Annotated in this window: 13 protein-coding genes and 1 tRNA gene; 2 read left to right on the top strand and 12 right to left on the bottom strand. The window is 47.4% G+C overall.

The window, feature by feature from the left end; all coding sequences use genetic code 11:
* Positions 1 to 470: 470 nt before the first annotated feature.
* Positions 471 to 1,910 carry an SGNH/GDSL hydrolase family protein gene (locus tag G8759_RS35405; protein WP_167218501.1) on the top strand — a complete coding sequence of 480 codons (1,440 nt, stop codon included), beginning with the start codon at positions 471 to 473 and terminating at the stop codon, positions 1,908 to 1,910.
* Between the two features lie 219 nt (positions 1,911 to 2,129).
* Here G8759_RS35405 and G8759_RS35400 read toward each other — a convergent pair whose 3' ends face one another.
* The 5 genes from G8759_RS35400 to G8759_RS35380 form a co-directional block, all read right to left on the bottom strand.
* On the bottom strand, positions 2,130 to 3,062 hold the full coding sequence (locus G8759_RS35400; protein WP_232074075.1) for a PstS family phosphate ABC transporter substrate-binding protein: 933 nt from the start codon (positions 3,060 to 3,062) through the stop codon (positions 2,130 to 2,132).
* Positions 3,063 to 3,283: 221 nt separating this feature from the next.
* Positions 3,284 to 4,108, bottom strand: coding sequence for an energy transducer TonB (locus G8759_RS35395; RefSeq protein ID WP_162388835.1), 825 nt, complete (start codon positions 4,106 to 4,108; stop codon positions 3,284 to 3,286).
* 4 nt (positions 4,109 to 4,112) lie between these two features.
* Complete coding sequence (locus G8759_RS35390; RefSeq protein ID WP_167218497.1) at positions 4,113 to 4,649, bottom strand: ExbD/TolR family protein; 537 nt, start codon at positions 4,647 to 4,649, stop codon at positions 4,113 to 4,115.
* Between the two features lie 78 nt (positions 4,650 to 4,727).
* Positions 4,728 to 5,354 carry an ExbD/TolR family protein gene (locus G8759_RS35385; protein WP_162388833.1) on the bottom strand — a complete coding sequence of 209 codons (627 nt, stop codon included), beginning with the start codon at positions 5,352 to 5,354 and terminating at the stop codon, positions 4,728 to 4,730.
* Positions 5,355 to 5,417: 63 nt separating this feature from the next.
* Entirely contained in the window at positions 5,418 to 6,251 is an 834-nt protein-coding gene (locus tag G8759_RS35380) for a MotA/TolQ/ExbB proton channel family protein (RefSeq protein ID WP_167218495.1), read from the bottom strand.
* 616 nt (positions 6,252 to 6,867) lie between these two features.
* Here G8759_RS35380 and G8759_RS35375 point away from each other — a divergent pair.
* Positions 6,868 to 7,125 (top strand): hypothetical protein, encoded by a 258-nt coding sequence (locus G8759_RS35375; RefSeq protein ID WP_167218493.1) that lies wholly within the window; start codon positions 6,868 to 6,870, stop codon positions 7,123 to 7,125.
* A gap of 110 nt (positions 7,126 to 7,235) precedes the next feature.
* On the opposite strand, the gene G8759_RS35370 is transcribed toward G8759_RS35375, so the two are convergent.
* The 7 genes from G8759_RS35370 to G8759_RS35340 form a co-directional block, all read right to left on the bottom strand.
* Positions 7,236 to 7,309: transfer RNA gene (locus G8759_RS35370), tRNA-Pro, on the bottom strand.
* Positions 7,310 to 7,398: 89 nt separating this feature from the next.
* Positions 7,399 to 9,804, bottom strand: coding sequence for a M1 family metallopeptidase (locus tag G8759_RS35365; RefSeq protein WP_167218491.1), 2,406 nt, complete (start codon positions 9,802 to 9,804; stop codon positions 7,399 to 7,401).
* Positions 9,805 to 9,829: 25 nt separating this feature from the next.
* The gene (locus G8759_RS35360; RefSeq protein ID WP_167218489.1) at positions 9,830 to 12,226 is read right to left on the bottom strand and encodes a M1 family metallopeptidase; all 2,397 of its coding nucleotides are present in this window, start codon (positions 12,224 to 12,226) and stop codon (positions 9,830 to 9,832) included.
* A gap of 105 nt (positions 12,227 to 12,331) precedes the next feature.
* Entirely contained in the window at positions 12,332 to 12,949 is a 618-nt protein-coding gene (locus tag G8759_RS35355; protein ID WP_167218487.1) for a HupE/UreJ family protein, read from the bottom strand.
* An 89-nt stretch (positions 12,950 to 13,038) separates the two neighbouring features.
* Positions 13,039 to 13,548, bottom strand: coding sequence for a gamma carbonic anhydrase family protein (locus tag G8759_RS35350; RefSeq protein WP_167218485.1), 510 nt, complete (start codon positions 13,546 to 13,548; stop codon positions 13,039 to 13,041).
* Positions 13,549 to 13,655: 107 nt separating this feature from the next.
* The gene (locus G8759_RS35345; RefSeq protein WP_167218483.1) at positions 13,656 to 14,915 is read right to left on the bottom strand and encodes a hypothetical protein; all 1,260 of its coding nucleotides are present in this window, start codon (positions 14,913 to 14,915) and stop codon (positions 13,656 to 13,658) included.
* A 171-nt stretch (positions 14,916 to 15,086) separates the two neighbouring features.
* Positions 15,087 to 20,633: an alpha-2-macroglobulin family protein gene (locus tag G8759_RS35340; protein WP_167218481.1), complete on the bottom strand. Its 5,547-nt coding sequence runs from the start codon at positions 20,631 to 20,633 to the stop codon at positions 15,087 to 15,089.
* Positions 20,634 to 20,638 lie beyond the last annotated feature (5 nt).

Genomic DNA, 20,638 nt, shown 5'->3' with positions numbered 1-20,638 from the left:
AAAAAACTTGCTTTTACGTTTGTCCGTTTAGCGATCTGCCAAACACCGCCTTTTTTACACATAACTATATAGATAGGGGATTTGTATGCCCGTATGTGGTATTTTTTTTGAATTATATATTTCCGGATCGTTCACAATATTTTTAGTTAGGCCATAAATGAATGTGGTTCAGTAGCCATAATGACCAGAAAACAGCAGAATAGCCTTTTTCCTTTGTGTTTATACTGTTGTTGTTAATTACATATGAGTGAACATTAGATTGAGTAATTTATACTTGTAGCAGGAAGAAACTTGGTATTGTAAATAGTGATACCTTAGCTTTGTGCATAAAGCTTTAAAAGCTAGCATCTACTCTTCTATCACACACCGGAATGTTGGAACGAACCTGAAAATAGTTTTTGGGGTCAATTGTATTTCGGGGATTTCAATAACCCAGAAAATACAGTCCAACTTCGTTTAAATAAAAACTAATGCAAACGATATTGACAGATGAACTGCCTGCCCTGAACAAAGACCTTCTCCGTATATCGCGTCAAAAAAAAGCGTTTACATTTTGGGGGCTGATCATACTTATAACGTTAAGCCTACTACTAATCTGTTATGTATATGATAATTTTATCACTAATGGAGATGGATTAGTTGCCAACTTCGCCTATAAAAATATTGCGAAACTTAGTATAATAGTTACCCTAATTGGATTCTTTCTGCATTTAATGCTGCTAGCACGGCATAAATTGATACAAAACCTTTCGCTTACTTTACTATCTGCCCTTTTTTTCCTGATGCTGTTAGAGACAATAGGGCATATAGTATTAGGCCTACAGCTTGTCAAAAGCTCTCCATTTGTATTTAGACGATTTTATGTTTCTCCGGGTGTTATCGCAATTCGCCCCTTTCCGGCTGGAGATTTAAATCCAATAGCAGGGCGCTCTCATTTGCCAAATGGTAATGATCGATTTGTGAATTGTGAAGGGGATTCGATTCAACGTTCCTATAACTCTGTTGGGGCTATGGACCGTGAACGGTCTTTAACCAATTTATATCCGCAAAGAAAACGAGTAGCTATAGTAGGTGATTCGTTCATGGAAGGATATCTGGTTAATGAGCCTTATCGATTCTCATCTATATTAGAACGCGAGACCGGGGCTGAACATCTGAATTTTGCCGTAAATGGCTCTAATCCTGTTCATTATTTCCTCATGTACAAAGGAGTTGTCAAACAGTTCGACCATGATATTGTAATTGTGGGTTTTTTGCCTGCCAATGATTTTGAAATCCTAGATGAACGACAGGATTATACGCGTGTAGATTGGCCAAGTTATGTACCTTACTGGCATGGTAAAGCACCTGATTATACACTTAAATATAGCCTGGCCAATACGAGTCAGGCTCTGTCTAGTGGTCATCAGACTAACTCGAAAGTATTGAAAGTTGTTGATTCATTGTATTCTTCACTGTCATTTGGCAATAAACTAAAAGCTGATTTATTGGCTCATTCCAGTTTGTTTCGGCTATTGGGAGAAGCTAATGCTAAAAGCTTTCAAAGTGGGCAGATGACCAGATATCAGTCATTTAATGAAGAGCAGTGGCAATATGTTCGTCAGTCGCTTACCCAATTGATCAAAGAAGCCAAAGGAAAACAAGTACTAATTCTCTCATTACCTACTTTGGCCGATCTTTCGGCATTGAAACAAGGGGCCGAAAATCGAATTGATCCCCTTTTGTCCGATTTCTGCCGTACAAATGGAGCTACTTTTATTTCTCTTGCTCCAGCTTTTCTGACTTATAAAGGCGCTTTAGCCAGTTTATACATCAGTTGCGATGGTCACTGGTCGAAACAGGGAGAAGCTTTTGCGGCCGATTTTGTATTGCACCATCCTGCGTATCGTAATTTGCTTACTATGCCCTAATCGAAGCAATTTTCACCACTATCTTCAACTTTAACGTTGAAGGGTGAATTACTGTGAGTTTGGATAGATACAGTGCAGTAGTGAATAGGCAATTAGTATCTACGTCAGGTAGCGATAGTTGGGATACAAAAATCCCCCACATGTAAAGCAAACATAACATATGGGGGAGAAAAAGAAGTATACCTAACTCTCTAAGAATTGTAGTCTCAAAACACAATATTATTTCCTGAGGTTTACCTCCCGATTATAAGCAATTGAAGGCCAGAGTCCAAGTTTGTAAATAATAAGTGACCCCGCATCCCGCATAACGTAATTTACGAGCCCTCCACCCAACCCCGGATGTGATTCACGACTCAGTACGTAGACAGGTCTTCGTAAAGGATATCGCTGCATCCCTAAATCTTCCTGAAATGGTTGAAAGTAATCAGCTCGTTTTGTTGGGTTCTCTTTTGACGAAATACCAACAACGCGCAGATCTTTAGAAAGCTCGGCCGTGAGTGGTTCATCGCCGTCACTAATCCAGTTTACACCAATAAAGCCTAATGCGGATGGATTCTTTCGGACAAAATCTATAACCTCCCGGTTTGATTTCGTCGTGAAAATGCGCAGCCCTCTAACATCAGTAATTCCGAAGGTATGCAGGATAAAATCCAGATTACTGGAGTTATTATTATCAAATACCAGCGTAATGGGACCTGACTGATTTCCATCTTTCAATTGCGACCATTGAGCGAGCTTTCCGGTGAAGACCTGTTTCAGCTCACTCATTGTTAACAAACTATCGTTGTTGGCTTTGTTGATTATAAGCGCTACACCATCGGTGGCCAATTTGGTTGTTGACCCGACAATCTTCCGTTGATTTAAAACCGCCTTTTCGTTGGTCGATAGCATTCGGGTCGTAAAAGCAATCCGGGCGCTATCCTTTAGCATTAGGTTAATTGCCTCCTGTTCAGGCGTATAAATTATTTTAAAATGGGCGTCAGGATAAATGCCTGAGTAGGCCGACGTTAACTGGGTAACCAATGGCCGGAATGACTCGTCGGCTGCTATTACGATAGAGCCTCTGGATGGATTATCCAAAGCTGGCTTTCCACTATCACAGCCAAGCAATCCTAGTAGAAGGGCGAACCCTCCAATTCCTGATCTAATCATTTGCTCGAAAACCTTGATAGGCACGATAAGCCCGAAAACTTCCATAAATCAGCAGGAGTGTTGCTAACCCATACCGCAAAAATCCGGTCTCAGGAAACACTCCAAAAGACTGAGAGGAGGCAATCAGTGCGATGCCTCCTCCCAAGTATGCCAGCGAAGCTAGTACTGAAATGTATAGTGTTAGCTTCTCTGGACCTCGATTTTGTCCGCGCATAGATTGATTATTCCAGCGTGAAGTTGATCGGTAGATTATACTTTACCCGAACTGGACGGCCTGACTGTTTGCCTGGGCGCCACTTTGGCATACCCTTTACCACACGCTGTGCTTCTTCATCTGTACCGAAGCCCAGACCTTTCAACACCTGTACGTCCTGAATACTACCGTCGGTATTAACAACGAAGCTAACGAACACACGTCCTGAAACGTTGGCCCGCTGAGCGGCTGCCGGATAGCGAAGGTTTTTGCTCAGGTATTGGCCTAATGCGGCCATACCACCCTGGAATTCTGGTTGTTGTTCTACGACCGTAAAGATTTCTTCTTCTTTCGGTGCAGCTTCAACAGCAGCTTCAACTTTGGTAGGGGCTGCCGAAGCTTCAGGAGCAGCAATTACTTCCTCAGCATTCGGGTCACCTTCCTGGGTTTTTTCAGCAGCAACGGCTTCTTTAAGCTCTTCAACGGCTGGTGGCGGAGTTTCTTCCGGTACTTCCTCATCCGGCTTTACTTCCGGCGGAAGGAATTTCACTGTATTCACCTTCGGTAGTTCGACCGGTGGTGGTGGCGGTGGCGGTGGTTCATTCGGGTCAATTGGCGGTGGTGGGAGCTTCATCAGATCCACCTCAACCATTGCCTGCTCTTGTTTTTCCGGGGTCAAAGCCGTAATGATGGTCGGTGTCAGTACGCCAAGCGTAAACAGAATACCACCAATAATTAAGGCACGCGTAACGGTCTTTGGATACGATTTCCGCAGATCGTAGGCACCATATGCTTTGTTCCGATTGGCAAACACGATATCATCGAGCGTTGCCTGGGATTCTAGTTCTGCCATGGTGTTAGGTGTCTAATTTTGCTTTGTCTTTGAGCAGCTTCTTCTCGTCCGCGGTCAACTGGTCTACCAGCGCGTAACGCTTAAGTTTGGTAATTGCCATTTCATCCAGTACATCAACCATATTCTTGTAAGTTGATAGTTTCGTTGGCTTGATAACGACGACAAACTTTTCGCCACCCACTTTTTTTGCGTTTTCCTGAAGTGCCTGCCGGAATTCGTACCCGTAGCCAACAGTCTTTACTTCGGGATCTTCATTGGCAGCCTTACCAAAAATATAGTGGGCTTTATTGTCTTTCCCGAGAAAGATCGTCATTACGTTGGAGGCTTTGATTGGCTCCGTTTCTTCTGTTTTGGTTTTATCCGGTACGTTGAGCGTCATCGAAGATGGCTTGCTCAAGGTGGTGGCTAAGATGAAAAAGGTGATTAGAAGGAAGCCCAAGTCTACCATTGGCGTCATATCCACACGGGTAGACGCCTTCTTGGACCGTACCTTACCACCATCATGCTTACCACCACCACCACCGGTGTTAATTTCTGCCATGGCTTATTTTGTTTGTGGTTTGTAGTTTGTGATTTATTGTTCGATTGAAGAACTGTAAACCACGAACCACAAACTTGGTTAGTCTGCTTTCCAACCCGCTGGAGGAGCTTCTGTTCCTGTTATCAGGTTGAATTTGTTAATATTTTGCGCTTGAAGCGTAGCTAATACGTTCTTGAACTCGGGGAATTTAGCGAGGTTATCACCTTTCAGCGCAATTCGTAGTCCGTTATTAGCCTTACGGGCATTGAAAACCCAGTCTTTCAGTTCATTTGTAGGAGCAGCACCCGTCGAATCAGTCGGAATGCCAGGCTGTTTGACTTTTGCCTGTTGTTCCTTAGGTAGGCTCAGATACGATTTTAACTGATTAATGGGTAATCCAAAGTTTGACATCAGCGAGAACTCTTTCTTTTCATTGTTGGTGAACGTAAGACCTTTCGCTGCAGCAATGTTATCCAGCATGGCAATGCGGTTCTGTGCATTGTCGATACCGAAATAGACTTTACCATCCCGGCCGAGTCCAATAGTCATAATATCACTATCGGGAACTTTAATGCCGGAGATCGACGACGGGGTTTCGATGGTTGCTGCATCCTGCGACCGGAATTGGGCAGTCAGGATAAAGAACGTCAGCAACAGAAACGCCACGTCGCACATTGCCGTCATGTCCACTGTGGAACTGGCACGTTTAATTTTAACTGCTGGCATGAGTTATTTTGTTTCTACCTGCCCGGTTTAAACCGGGCAGGTGGTTTAAATACACTGTCTCGACTAATAGTGAGCAGCAAAGTTCTGCTGGATGCTCAGGCCGATTTCGTCGATGTTGTAGGTCAGAACGTCAATCCGGCTGGTAAAGTAGCTATACATGATCGTTGCAATAGCAGCAGTACCGATACCAAGAGCCGTGTTTACAAGGGCCTCAGAGATACCCGTCGAAAGAGCACCTGTATCTGGTTGACCCGTAGCACCCATGGCTGCGAAGGCCCGGATCATACCAAGTACCGTTCCGAGCAGGGCGATCAGTGTAGAAACCGAAGCCAGCGTAGCGATGATCGTCAGGTTCTTTTCCAGCATTGGCAATTCGAGCGTGGTAGCTTCTTCCACTTCTTTTTGCAGAGCTACCAGTTTTTGCTCTTTGTCTAACTGGGTATCCGTAGCCAGTTGTTGATATTTCAGCAAGGCTGTTTTAACAACGTTGCCGATAGAGCCTTTCTGCTTGTCGCACTCCTGAATAGCCGCAGCTACTTCATTGCGGTCGAGCAGGGACTTCACCTTACGGACAAAGTCATCAATCGAACCAGTGCCATTTGCACGGCCGATGGTGATAAAGCGTTCGATCGAGAACACCAATACGGTTAAGAAACAGGTAAACAGAATCGGTACGATAAAGCCGCCCTTGTATACGGTACCGAAGTAGTCGCCGGGTAGTGGTTCTTTCGTATTGTCACCTTCCTGAAAGTGGCTGCCATCACCAAAGACGAACATGTACGTCAGGATACCAATCACCAGCAGAACTGGAATTACGAGTGCGGGATTTAAGCCACCTGACTTCTTTTTTGGTGCCGCTGCTTTGGCTGGTGCTGGAGAAGGAGTTTGTGTTTTCATTGGAACTGGACTGTAGGGTTAAATTTGAAAGTTGGTTTGCCCGGTAAAAAAAGCAAAAAATTTAGACTCTTTCGGTTTGTTCAGTTAAAAATTTGAGTGAAAGCCGTCGAAACCTCTACAAAACTATGGTTTTTCCGACGAATACAACGCAAATGTATTAGCCAAATTTTCTTTGCTTAAAATTAGCCATCAATAATTTCTTAGGCAGGTCTTTAAGGGTAAAATCTGCACTTTACTGATGTTTTAACCGGTAAAACCTTGTTTTTCAAGTGTACCATATTGGGCGTTTCCAAGAGCGGTAAACCACTAAGTTGATAGATGGAGGGGCTTTGTTCATAAAATAATTGTTAAGGCATCTTCAGTAAAGGGGAATCCATGTGCTATCTCTTTCTTGTAGATGCCACTGTTGGCAAGATTCCATATGGATAAAAAAATATTTTTTGTTTACTGAAAATCCAACCTGATTACCAAAACGTATATACTTTCATTGTTGGGATAAATCAATTAAAAATTGTTCTTTTGCATTTATAAAAAAAACTAAATATTGGATAAATTCAATGAAAGGTGATTTGTTAATTCAAACCCTATTGCTATTGACAATTAGTTTTTTTATACCATGTTGTACATTTATTATATCCGTGCAGCAACTGTGCTAACCACCTGGGGGGTAACTACCTTCGATTTTTTCCAGTGGTTCGTCACATTTTCGAAAGGATGGCTCCTGGCGGAATGGCTTTTCTTTACTTTTTTATTAATAATTGCTGCAGTAGTGTGCGGGGCATTGACGGCTCATGCATTATTGTCATTATGGCAGGGTACATCGTTTGTTCGTGACTTAGTCGACTATGAACCAGACCCTTCTCTAAGTAATTAAAATAGTGCTAAACGAAAAAACCTGCTCAGAGCAGGTTTTTTCGTTTAGCACTATTTTAATTGATCTTATAAAAAAAAGCCACCGAGAGCTCGGTGGCTTTTTTAGTAGTGTCGGGAAGGCGGGATTCGAACCCACGACCTCTTGCACCCCATGCAAGCACGCTACCGGACTGCGCTACATCCCGAATTGGATTGCAAAAGTAATGGATAATGGATAATGTACAATGGCTAATGATGTAAATTATAAACACCACTAGCCATTGGGCACGATTACTTAATTTTTGCCGCTTCCCTGGGTAGCAGGTGGCGGAGTAGCCCGACGCTGTTGCTGCATCGGGTTAGGCCCCTGTGGACCAAACCGTTGCTGTTGTTTGAACAACTGGAAGCGCGTAGGCTGAGCTACACGCGGGAACGAGTTGTTTTCAGCATCAATGTCCGCAATCTCCTGATACGGGTCCAGCGTCCATTGAGTCACTTTCTTTGGAGTAGCAATGACCTTTTTGATAGATACATCATTGAAGCGCCAGATTTCTGCCGGGAAACGAGCTACCGAGTCGGTGCCGTCTTCAAATTGCATCCGGATGATAACCGGCATGGGTATGCCACCTTTGTTCTTGAGTGATAGGGTATAAAAATTAGTGCCAGCATTCGCTTCAAGGGACTTGCGTTCATCTTCGCTTAGCGTTGCCAGATAATCCTGATATTTCTTTTTATCAGTATCCGTAACGGCATAAGGATCGTAGCTGTTATAAAAATCCTTCATGGTCGAATCTTTCGCGACAACCGTCTCTGCCTTGGTGGCTGCATCACGCTGTTTGCTGATAGTTCCGGCCCGACGCTGGGCTTCGGCTTTTGCTGCCGCTTTTGTTGCTACCGGATCGCCGGCATCTACTTTAAACCAGTCGACTTCCACAAGATCCTGATCGACGGGTTCAACACCGTAAAACCAGCCTTTCCAGAACCAGTCGAGGTCAACTCCCGACGCATCTTCGAGGGTTCTGAAGAAATCGGCCGGCTCGGGCGATTTGAAGGCCCACCGACGGGCATATTCTTTGAAGGCATAATCGAACAGCTCACGGCCCATTACCGTCTCCCGAAGAATGTTCAGTGCCGTAGCAGGTTTTGCGTACGCATTAGGGCCGAGGCTAATAACGTTATCGGACGAGGTCATAATGGGCGAGAGCACCGATTTGTCGGACTTCATGTAGTCGACAATATATTGAGGTTCGCCCCGGCGGCTTGGAAAATTGTAATCCCATTCTTTCTCAGCCAAGTATTGACAGAATGTGTTCAGCCCTTCGTCCATCCAGGTCCATTGCCGTTCGTCGGAGTTGACGATCATCGGGAAGAAGTTATGCCCAACCTCGTGAATAATCACACCGATCATACCCGCTTTCGTTTGTTCAGAATAAGTCCCATCGGCTTCCGGGCGACCGCCATTGAACGAAATCATGGGATACTCCATACCGCCACCAGACGTGGCATGGCAAGAAATTGCTACTGGATAGGGGTATTTGATCGTCCGATTTCCGTATGATTTCAGCGTGTGTTCAACTACGCGTGTCGAATACTGTCCCCAAAGCGGGTTACCTTCTTTGGCATAATAAGACATCGACCAGATTTTTCGTCCATCGCCATAAACATCGGTCTGCATAGCATCCCAAATAAACCGACGGCTACTTGTGAAAGCAAAATCGCGTACGTTTGTTGCGGCAAACACCCACGTCTTCTTGCTTACCTTGTCGCTTGGTTTGGTTTTTAGAGCTGCCTCGGCTTCGTCCTGCGTCACGATAACAACTGGGTTTTTAGACGTAGCGGCTTGTGCCAAACGCTTCTGTTGGGTAGCCGAAAGTACCTGCTTATAGTTCTGGCACTCGCCTGTTGCACCAACAATGTGATCGCCGGGAGCAGTAATGGCAACTTTGTAGTTGCCAAAAATCAGGGTAAACTCGCCCTGACCCAGAAACTGTTTGTTCTGCCAGCCGTTCACGTCGTTATACGCGCACAAACGGGGAAACCAGTGGGCAATGAAGTAGTTGTAGTTCCCATCTTTCGCGAAAAACTCCATACCGCTCCGACCGTAGTATTCGGTGACGAAGTAGTTCCAGTCTACGTTGAATGAATAGCTGGCACCGGGTTTCAAAGGGGCTGGCAGATCAATTCGCATCATGGTTTGGTTGATCGTATATTTAAGCGGGCTGCCTGATTTCGAGTCCTTAACGGAAGTAATCTTGTAGCCATACTTATCAGTAGCCTGCTGGCTGCTGCGCTCGCGAACAGACGTCAGATTCTGCAACTGGGCGAAACTCATTCCGCTTTCGTTAACGCCACCTGTGCGGGTTACACTACCAGTCGACCCTTTGGCGAATAGATTCTGGTCGAGCTGAAGCCAGATGAAGGGCAGCTCATCGGTTGAATTATTATGATAGGTAACGGTTTCTGTACCGATAATTTTCTGATTCGCATCATCGAGTTCGACCTTGATGTCATAATCGGCACGATTCTGAAAATAGTCTTTTCCAGGTGCACCAGCGGCCGTACGGAAGGTGTTTGGCGTAGGCAGCGTTGGCCCGAGCTGTTCAAAACGCGTATTGGCGTTTTGGGTCGGAGCGGTTGGGGCCTGGGCCAATAAAGCTGCCGACCAAAGGGTCAGACCAGCCATCAACACTGTTTTTCTCATAGTCTATTGGAAGTTAAGTTCTTGGTTAATTTCGACCGGTTCCTTGCCTGGCCGGTGATTGTTGACGTTGTTGCTGCATTGGATTAGGTCCAGCTGCTCCTCCACCCTGTCGTTGCTTAAACAACTGGAAGCGCGTTGGCTGTGCCATTGGCGGGAACGTATTGTCTTCAGTATTGATGTCTGCGATCTCATAATAAGGGTCGAGCGTCCATTGCTTCACTTTCTTAGACGTTGCGATTACTTTTTTAATCGATACGTCATTGAAGCGCCAGATTTCGGCCGGAAAGCGAGCTACTGAGTCGGTGCCGTCTTCAAACTCCATCCGGACAATGACCGGCATGGGTATGCCGCCTTTATTTTTGAGTGACAGTGTGTAGAAATTTGTACCGGCTTCGGCCAGTAGACGTTCTTCGGCCGAGAGCGAGGCCAGATAATCCTGATACTTTTTGCGATCTTCATCGGTAACCGCATAGGGATCATAGCGATTGTAGAAGTCACGCATGCTGCTGTCCTGCGCAACGACGGTCTCATCCTTGCTCAGCGCGTCGCGTTGTTTGCTGATCGTATTTAATCGTTGTTGAGCCGCTTTCCGGGCTTCGGCCTTCGTTATTTCCGGATTCTGCGAATTAGTCTGAAACCAATCAACTTTTACCAACGACTGATCAACGGGCTGAACGCTAAAGAACCAGCCTTTCCAGAACCAGTCGAGGTCAACACCCGATGCGTCTTCCAAGGTTCTGAAAAAATCGGCCGGCTCGGGCGATTTGAAGGCCCACCGACGGGCATATTCTTTAAAGGCATAATCGAACAGCTCACGGCCCATTACCGTCTCCCGAAGAATGTTCAGTGCCGTAGCAGGTTTTGTATAGGCATTTGGTCCGAACGTATTTCTCGGAATATTATCCGAGCTACTCATGATTGAGACCTGTTGCGTGGAATCGAGCTGCATATACGGCACAATATATTGAGGATCGATACCGTGTGCAGGGAAATCAGCATCCCATTCCAGACAGGCTAGCCCCTCCAGAAAACTGTTTAAGCCTTCGTCCATCCACGACCATTGCCGTTCGTCGGAGTTGACGATCATCGGAAAGAAGTTATGCCCAACCTCGTGAATAACGACCGAAATGAGGAAATTTTTGGTGCCCTCCGAATAGGTGCCATCTGACTCAGGGCGAGCGCCATTGAACGAAATCATGGGATATTCCATGCCGCCAACGGGTCCGTGAACGGAGTAGGCTACTGGATACGGATAAGCAATGGTCCGACTTGAGTAGGAGCGGAGCGTATGGGCCACAAGTCGGGTAGAATACTGGCCCCAAAGTGGATTGGCTTCTTTAGGGTATAATGACATTGCCCAAACTCGTTTCCCTTCTACGTTTGGTTGAAGCGCATCCCAGATGAATTTCCGACTGCTGGCAAAGGCAAAATCACGGACGTTATCAGCCTTATAAATCCAGGTTTTGGTCCCTTTAACATCACCTGGCTTGGCTTTTTCGGCCGCTTCAGCTTCGGCCTGTGTCACAATCTGCACGGGATTTTCGCCCGGCTTATCGCCCCGACCTTTTGCCTCGTTCCAGCGTTTTTGCTGCGTGGAGGTCAGAACCTGTGTTGGGTTCTGAAGTTCGCCGGTAGCGCCAACGACATGGTCGTTGGGAACTGTCAGTGCAACTTTATAATTGCCAAAAATCAGCGTGAATTCTCCCTGGCCCAGAAACTGCTTGTTTTGCCAGCCGGTCACATCGCTATAGGCACACAGCCGTGGAAACCATTGAGCAATTTCATAGACGTAATTGCCATCTTTTGGGAAGAATTCATAACCCGACCGGGCGCCAACACTTTTAACGTCAACAATTTTGAAGTTCCAGTCGATTGAAAAGACAAACGATTTCCCTGGTGCCAGTGGCTGCGGTAAATCGATCCGCATCATGGTCTGGTTAATGGTATATTTAATTGGCTTCCCGGCCTGATCGCGAACAGAAGTGATTTTCTGCCCGTAATCTTTATTAGTGAGAGCCGTCATGGCACCCAGTTGCTGAAACGATGATCCGCGTTCGGCACTGATGCTATTGGTTTGTGATGTTCGGCCAGTGGCATCAGGCTTGAACAGATTCTGATCGAGCTGAAGCCAGATATAGGGAAGCGCATCCGTCGAATTATTATGGTAAGTAATCGTTTCAGATGCAGTTATTTTCTGATTGGTATCGTCGAGCGTAGCTTTAATATCATAGTCGGCACGATTTTGATAATAATCCTTTCCGGGCGCACCAGAGGCTGTTCGAAATGTGTTGGGTGTAGGCAATATCGGCCCAAGCTGCTCAAAGCGCGTGTTGGCATGTTGGGTCGAAGGAGTTGGTGCCTGAGCTTGCGCATACCATGTTGACATGGTTAAACTCGTTACCAGCAAAATTATCTTTTGCATAAATTGGATTATAGTTGTTGACAGAAGGGCTAAAAATACAAAAAAAAGATGTATACCCGATCTGTATTTTGATGAGAATAAGGTGCTAAAGGAGGAGCGGTAATCTTATTTCAGTAACTCGCTCAAATACTCGTTATTAATAATGAGCGATAAAGCCATTCCGGCCACCATACCCGATACAATCAGTGTCCAGCGAAGTCGGCTGCTTCGGAGTATGTCAAGCACGATATAGGCAATCGCCAGTATGATACTGACAATAACCAGTTGCCCAAGTTCCAGCCCAATATTAAATGCTAGTAATGGCTTAACGATATCGGCTTCTCGACCTAACAGACTACGCAGATAATTGGAGAATCCCATGCCGTGAATCAGCCCGAATGCCAGTGCCAATCCATAGCGCCAGGGACGTCCCGATTGTTTCGACGAAACCAGCGACCGCGATTTCGTCTCCTGAAAAAAGAAATTCGTAATGGCTGTGATAAGAATTGTGATCGGGATCAGTAATTCGATCAGCGCGGTTTTGTAGGTAATGAGCTGGAGTGTAGCCAGCGCTAAGGTAATCGAATGACCTATTGTAAAAGCGGTCACTAAAATAAGTACCTGTCGCCATTGTCTGAGTGTATAAACGGCGCAAAGGGCAATGACAAATAAAATGTGATCATAACCACTGGGGTCCGTAATATGGTCGAAACCCAAGCGGAGGTAAATTAAAAAGTCATCCATGTGCTGAGAAGGGTACGCAGGATTCAGTTTGCGCTGGGCTGACCGGTAGCCAGAGCAGCAATAATGCTGACGTTTTAGCTGCCATGAGCCTATTTAAACCAACCTGCGTACATGACATAGTTATTGGCAGTACGCATGAATATTTCTTCCTGTTCGGGCGAAACTGCTTTCAGGTATCGGGCCGGATTTCCGGCGTAGATTGAACCGGGTGGTACTATTGTATTTTGGGTAACGATAGCTCCGGCGGCAACGATGCTTCCTGTTCCGATTACGGCTCCATCCATAACTATCGCTCCCATTCCGATCAGCACTTTGTCTTCGATGGTGCAGCCATGTACGATCGCATTATGGGCGATCGATACGTAGTTGCCGATTGTGGTCTTATGCCGTTGGTACGTACAATGTATTACGGCTCCATCCTGAACGTTACAGCGGTCGCCAAATATGATCGAATTAACATCACCCCGCACAACAGCGTTATACCAGACCGTACAATCGCGGCCCATCGTGATCTGGCCAACAAGGGTAGCGTTTTCAGCAAACCAGCAATTGTCGCCAAACGTGGGATGAATCCCATGAACAGGTTTTATTAATGCCATACTGCAAATATAGCTTGTGGTTTGTGGTTTGCAGGACATTGATACGTTCAGGCAAAAAAAAGGACTGGCCTTTCAGACCAGTCCCGACGGATAGTACCAACAAATGATTACTTTTTGTCAATCTTATCGCCCATTTTTTCAATGGCATCTTCAATATCGTCGACTGTGCGGTTGGCTTCGCGTTTCACTTTTTTGAAATCATCTTCGCCCGACCGCTGAACTTTGTAATAGGAGTCTGACAACTGGCGACGTTTATCCTCGAGATCGTTGATCCGGTCTTCACGTGCTTTCCGATCTTTACGGCTTTCGTTTTTTACCTCGGCTTTGGCATCTTCGAGTTGGTCGTCGAGCTTGTCCATCTGCTCCGAAATACGGTCAGACAGATCCTTTCGATCGTCACTGTATCGATCATTATTGCGGCTGTTTCGGCTATCACGATCCCTATCCTGGCGCCGGTCGCGGTCGTCGCGTTGACTGTCGCGATCATCATTCCGGCTGTTCTGACTGTTTCGGCTGTCGCGGTCGTCGTTCCGCTGATCATCGCGACGGCTATCTCTATCCCGATCATCATTCCGGTTGTCGCGATCATCCCGATCCCGACGATCAAACAGATTGCTTAAACCACCCCGATTATTACGGTCACTATCGTTGTTATAGCGATCATCATCCCGACGGTTGTCCCGATCGTCGCGTTGATAATCCCGGTCATCATTGCGGTTACTGCGATCATCATAACGCTGATCGGAATCACGTCGATCATTGCTGCTGGATCGATCGTTTCGGTCATCATAACGGCGCGAATCCCGGCCATTATCCCGGTTGTCGTATGTGCTGCCATAATTATTTCTATCCCGATAACTGTTGTTATCAGAGCGGTAGCCATACGAGTCGCGTGAGTCCCGATCATCGTAATTGCTGCGGTTGTTGGAGTAGCGGTCGTTATAAGAGTCTCTTGAGTTGGAGTTGCGATCGCGGTCGTCATTGCTGTAGGAATCACGGCGATCATACGATTGATCATTGTAGCGATTGTTGTAAGAATCGCTATCAGATACACGATTTGGCCGGTCGTCCCGGTCATCAGATGACCGATATGGGTTTCGGTAAGAATTCGACGAGTTATAGTCGCGCGAATCATTCCGACTCACACGTTCATCTTGCCTATCGTCACGATTCCGGCTGGTGCGTTCGTCCATATCATCCGACGAACGTCGTCGCGAGTCACGGGTATCACTCGTGCGATCCCGCTGTACCATATCCTGTCGACTGTTTTTCGAGCCGCCATAGAGCCAGCTTTCAAACGAAGCGCAGGACGACAAACTTGTCATAGCTGCCAGCATAGCGGCTACAACCCATGTTTTCCTTTCCATAACGTTAGTATCATTTGTTGGTATGTTGTCAAAAAAGGCTCAAAAAACGTACCACACCGTTTTTTGAGCCGTCAGGCACAACTAAGCACTAAACTGGGGAAGCTATTGCCCTAAAAACTGTAGAGATAAATGAACACTCCACAACGAAACGCATGGCCAAAAGCAGGCACATTAATTGACCACTAAAACACCTGCTCCATTGTAGCTTCGGTAATCGCCATTATACATCGCATCGGCCGAAACAGGGCCTAGTACGAATCGGCCTTTTGAAACGGCTCGGGCTAGGTAATAGAAGGTTCGTTCCTTGCCGCTGGCCGTAGTGTAGAAATTAATTCGATCGTCGCGTAAGTCGAAATGGTCAGGATTGGTCGGGCTCTTGATCCAGGGCATATCGCGCTGTTCCGTCAGTCGTGGATTTTCCACCTCCAGCCCGGCAGGTAGCAAGTCGGTTACAACGACATTCTCGACCTCTAAGCCGTTGGTGCTTGCCAGTGTGATTTTTACAACGACCAGATCATTCTGCCGAATCTCATGTTGCGGATTCCCGTCGCGATCAAGAAACTCCCGACGAACATGCAGACCATTATCCTCTTCGGTAATCCTGCCATTTTCCGGAACGCCTTCACTCTGGACAAAATAATACACATTGCCAGCGCCTTTGGTACTTAAAGTCAATGGTTGACTGCCTGGTACACGTTTAATGTTCAGAAATGCATCGTTCATCGCACCGAGCGATTTTCCGCCAGCTGTTAAAGTCGCCGTAGCGGTGCTGTTGGCCGTTTGACGAGCCAGTTTACCCAGTGCTAAAAAGGCGAAGGCTGCTTCCTGTGTGTTGAGGTAACTCGACTGGCGCAATGCATTTGAGAGCTGACGAGCCAGCGCTGGTACCTGCAAATTATCGCGATCGGTGTCTACAAGGGCGTCGAGCACAAGGGCGAGGTTCCGCAGGGGTGAGGCATAGCTGCCACCCGTTTGCCGTTCGGTTGTGTTGTCCGTGAATCGTTTTGGTAATAGCGCTGTAAAGCTGCGCGTATCGCCAACCCGAAAGAATGCCGAAGCCAGCAGATAGCGGCTATCGGTTGTTAGCGAACCCGCATTCTGTTTGTAATAATTCATGGCCGAGCGGTTTGGCTTACCTGCCACAGCCAGCGCGTAGAGCGCATAAATACTGGTTCGGCTGGCTACTTTTTTCACCGTTCGTCCACCAGCCTCATCGAAAGAAATGGCATTTTCAGTCGCGGGGTTGTTGGCGAAGTTGGTTAAATGCTCGAGAGCCGAACTGAGCACCGAACTCCGAACCTCATAACCTGCTTCCTGGGCTTCGCTCAGGAAATGCACGGCGTAGGCTGTGGCCCACTCATCGACTTCTGTTTGACCAGACCACATCGAAAATCCGCCATTCTGAGCCTGTAATCCCTCAATCTTCTGAATGGCCTGTCTAACGTTGGTAGATGGATTCAGGTCACTATCACCAGCCCGAACGAAATACGTATTGGCCCCAAGCTGTTTGGTTAAATCGGCGAAATAGATCTGTGGAAAAGCTTTGGAAATCGTCTGTTCAATACAACCATGCGGGTACCCTAGCAAAAACGACAGCTCTTTGCCGTACTGAGCCACTGGCGACCGACTGAGTGTAACGCTCGTCCGGGATGTTCCGGGCAGGAAACGGTCCGTCGCACGGTTGCCGGGCAATGTCAGGGTTTGCGTTTTTCCACCGACAACGGCACCTGATAGCGTAAATTTCTGTAACGAAGCCGCCGGGCGAACAGTTATGTCCGTTTTTTCGGTGAACGTTTCGCCCCGCATGGATGTACCCAAGCCATTAACCGTAACCGTAATGGCGCCAGGGCCAATAGTCTGGTTTGCCTTGATCCGGAAGATGGTACGGCTTTCGCGGCCGGGCTGAATGGTTAGTTTCTGCGTGGTCAGGCTATCCGCTGATAGGGGACCGGTCAGGGTAAGCCGGGCCGTAACAGTGGCCGGTTGTTTGGTTGTATTGCTCAGATTAACGGGCAATTCTACCTGGTCGCCGGGGGTAAGAAAACGGGGTACGCCAGTGCTGATCACAATTGGATCGGCTACTTTCATGTTGGTGTTTGCCGATCCGAAGGCGTTGTCTTTGTAGGATACCGCCATTACTCGCAGATCACCCGAAAATTGGGGAATATCGACGGTGAACTCGGCTTCTCCATCCAGTCCGGTATCCAGAATTCCGCTCCAGAGCGCAACCAGCTTCACCCGGCCATTGCTGAGTGGATTGACCCGCCGTTCAAGATCATAGCCATCGCCCCCAACGCTGGACGACGAAAGAAGCGAGAGTTCGGGGTAAAGCAACGCATACAGGTCATGGCTACCTACTTCGAGCGCCCGTTTCTGGTAATAGAATCCGTGTGGATCAGGCGTTTTAAAATTCTTCAGTTGCAGAATTCCTTCGTCGACTACGGCAACTGTTACCTGTGCATTCCGAGCGGTCTTGATCTTTATCGTTTGTTTCGTTTTCGAGCGCGATTGCGTGGCTGCGGTAATCGTGATGGGTAGTTTCGTATCTGCATCTTCAACCGATACGGGAGCAAAACCATGGGCTACTGTCAGAGGCAGATTTGTACCCGCGCCCGAATCAATGGCCCGAATCAGTGTTGCCGTAACGTATACATTGGGCAGATGCTCAGCCCCGACCGAAAAACTCCACTCGGCTGATTTATTGGTCGTTGTTAACCAATGGTGTTCGATCACACGGTTTCGTTCGACAGTTACCAAAAGTTTACCATCGAAGGGGGCCTTGAAAAGAACGCTGGCCTTATCGCCCGTTTGGTAAATGGGTTTGTCCAGCGTCATCAGTACCTGTCCTTCCTGACTTACTTCAAACGACGAAGCCGACGTGCTGCCATAGCCATAAGCATAAAAGCCCGTAGCGGCATAACTTATTGCCGAAGCATCGGACTGGCCCGGCCGACGAACACGTATTTCGTATTCGCCCGAAGTCGTTGGCACATACCTGAATCCCGCTTTACCCGCTTTAAAAATCAATGTATTGCTATACACGGATTTCTCGCGCCGTTTGGTCGTGTATTTGATCTGATCATTCTTTTTCTCGATAACCGTCTGGTAATCGTACCGAATTACCTCTACACTGGCGGAAGCCGACTGTCGGATGGCACCCGTTGGATCGACGGCAACCAGTTCGGCGGCAACAGGCGCGTTGGTTGCCACATACCGATCGGGCAATCGGACCCCAAAGAATGTATCCTGAGTGAGTACATCGAAGCGCCGAAGCCGATTGACAGGTCGGCCATTTTCGTCAAAAACGGTTACGAACAACTTTCCTTCAAGGACGCCAATGTCCTGATAAAGTGCCGGAATCGGGAATCGTTCGGTTGCCTGTCCATTGGCATTCGTACGACCCTGCCGGAGATCTTTTGGGAACGTCGTTTCGTTTGGAATATCGAAATTGTAGTCGCCAAATCCTTTTGGTGCAAACACCTTCCGTTTAAGCTGCAACTCCATTTCATAGGCGCGGTCAGAAGCGGGCGGGCCAAACAGGTTTAAAGCCGTAGCTGAGAGCGTGATCGTCTGCCCCGATTTATAACTGGTTCGATCACTCAGCACATCTACTTTGATGCGATCGGGTATAAACTCTTCGACACTCACGGCCTGAGAGGTTAACAATACGTTGTTTGCATTCAGCACTTCAATCGTATAACTGCCCGTTACGGCGGCTGGATCAAGTGGAATGTCGGTTGTTACGGCTCCCTGCGCATTGGTCGTTTTGCGGAACGCCCGGAATTCACGGCCATTGGGCATAAGGAGACGAATCAGAACAGGAATTTCGCCCACGCTCGCCCAGGTCTGCGACCGGATTACGGTGTTAAAGTGAATGGTTTCGCCGGGCCGGTAAATATCACGATCGCCATATACGAACGCATCGAATCCTGATTCATTATCGCGTTTGCCTTCTACGTCAAAACGCGATGTTTCGACCTGCGTGTCAGGTAAGAAAAGAAAATTAAAGTCGTCGTTGTCGGGAGCCTCCAGTTTTGCGGTAATCAATGCGATTTTGAAACCGGGGGCTTTTTCGGCAACTTTCTCAAATCGGGCGAACCCACTGCCATCGGTTTTTAGCGTATAGACGGACTGATTATTACTGCTAACCAGCGTTAGTTCAACACCTTGCAATGGTTCGGCCGTTTGAATTGAATTTGCCCAGATCAATACTTCGTCTTTGGTCTGGCGAGCTACCAGGCCAATATCCGACACCGATACCAGCTGACTGGCCCGCAGATAGGCTTCGTCTTTAGAGCCAACCGTTACCAGATAAACCCCGCGGAGGGGATGCTCGCCGAGGTTTTTAGTATGCTCGGGTAAGGCCAGGTTTAGAGCCGACACGCCCCGAACTTTAGGCAGGTCGGCCGTTTCGACGGTCTTGCTGACGAGTACATCGCTCAGGTCACCCGATTCGTCATCGCTGTAGTTGAATGCACCAGAAGGTTTCCATTGACCATCGGCATTTTCGGCGTATTCTTCATAGCGATCTGAGCGAAGGTAGTTCAGGATGTTATTTTCGTAGAGCTTCGCAATCTTGATCTGCACTTTGGGTACGTTAACAATAGCCAAACCAATATTTCTGGCCCCTTTCGACGATAAATACAGAGCTTGTTTGTTGGCAAACTGAATGCTTGCGGGCATTTTTCCGAAAAACAAATCGCGGGTTACGGGCTCGTTGAGCTTTGTGCCCAGCGTGCCCCGGATCTGATCGGTAAGTGTTAACACATACGTATCGGTTTCACTGAAATTGCCGTGGATAATAAAACCATTTTCAGTTAGTTCAACGGTTGTTTCGACCTGCGGCTGAATGGTGTAGTATCGACTAAGCTCACCGGGTTGTAATTCCTGGGTTGTAATGACCCGTACAACGCCCTGCGGTCCTGCGCCAGCGCGGTTATTTTCGAAACTCGTCTGTACATCGACAATATCGATTTTGTAGCGCGATGGGAGCGTTCCGGTCTCTTCAATCACGTCCTTACTAACATAGGCAGTGTTTGGTATTTTGATCCCTTTATCGAGCTTGATCGTCAACGGTTGTTCATTCTTTTGTGCGGGCGCATTCGCCAGAATCAGGGCTACACTAGTTGGAGCATCACTTTGGGCAACCTGTGTTGTTAAGGGTTTATCTTCTGACGAAATGCCGAGTTTGGTTGATACTTCAGCCGAACTGATGGGGTAATTGAAGTTAAGCCGGGTCCTGGCTACCGGCTGCCCGGTTTCCTTCGATTTGGCCCACCAGCTTTCGGTACCAGTCAATTGCAGGTAAGGCGTATGAAAGGCAATGTCATCGCCAGACACTTTCAGGTCTTGCTGATCAGACCGTTTCAGAATATCATCGGTCAGCTCGGCTCGGTAATCGGTTGCCGGGTTAAAGGCGACTGCTGGCGAAAATACCAGCTCGTTCGGGGCGGTCCATTTGAATTTGCCGCGTACGGCCGGAATGAATCGCACATACTGAGTCGAATCCCATTCGTCAAGTTTTGCGGTGGGCCCAACGTTCTTGTTAAACGAGAAGGTGAGGTTTTGTGTCTGTTGTACTTCGTCGCCAAAATTGCGACCGACTACCGTTACTTCATTGAATGAAAGCCGGGAACAGTTCAGTAGAAAAAGGAAGGGCGTAAGGATTAACAGGAATAGTCCGCCAATGCGAGAAAGACGGAACAGACGCGTTTTCATATAGT

It is taken from the genome of Spirosoma aureum (genome assembly GCF_011604685.1).
Taxonomy (GTDB): domain Bacteria; phylum Bacteroidota; class Bacteroidia; order Cytophagales; family Spirosomataceae; genus Spirosoma; species Spirosoma aureum.
Note: the sequence above shows the minus strand (reverse complement) of the source record. Positions and strands in the feature narration are given on the sequence as shown.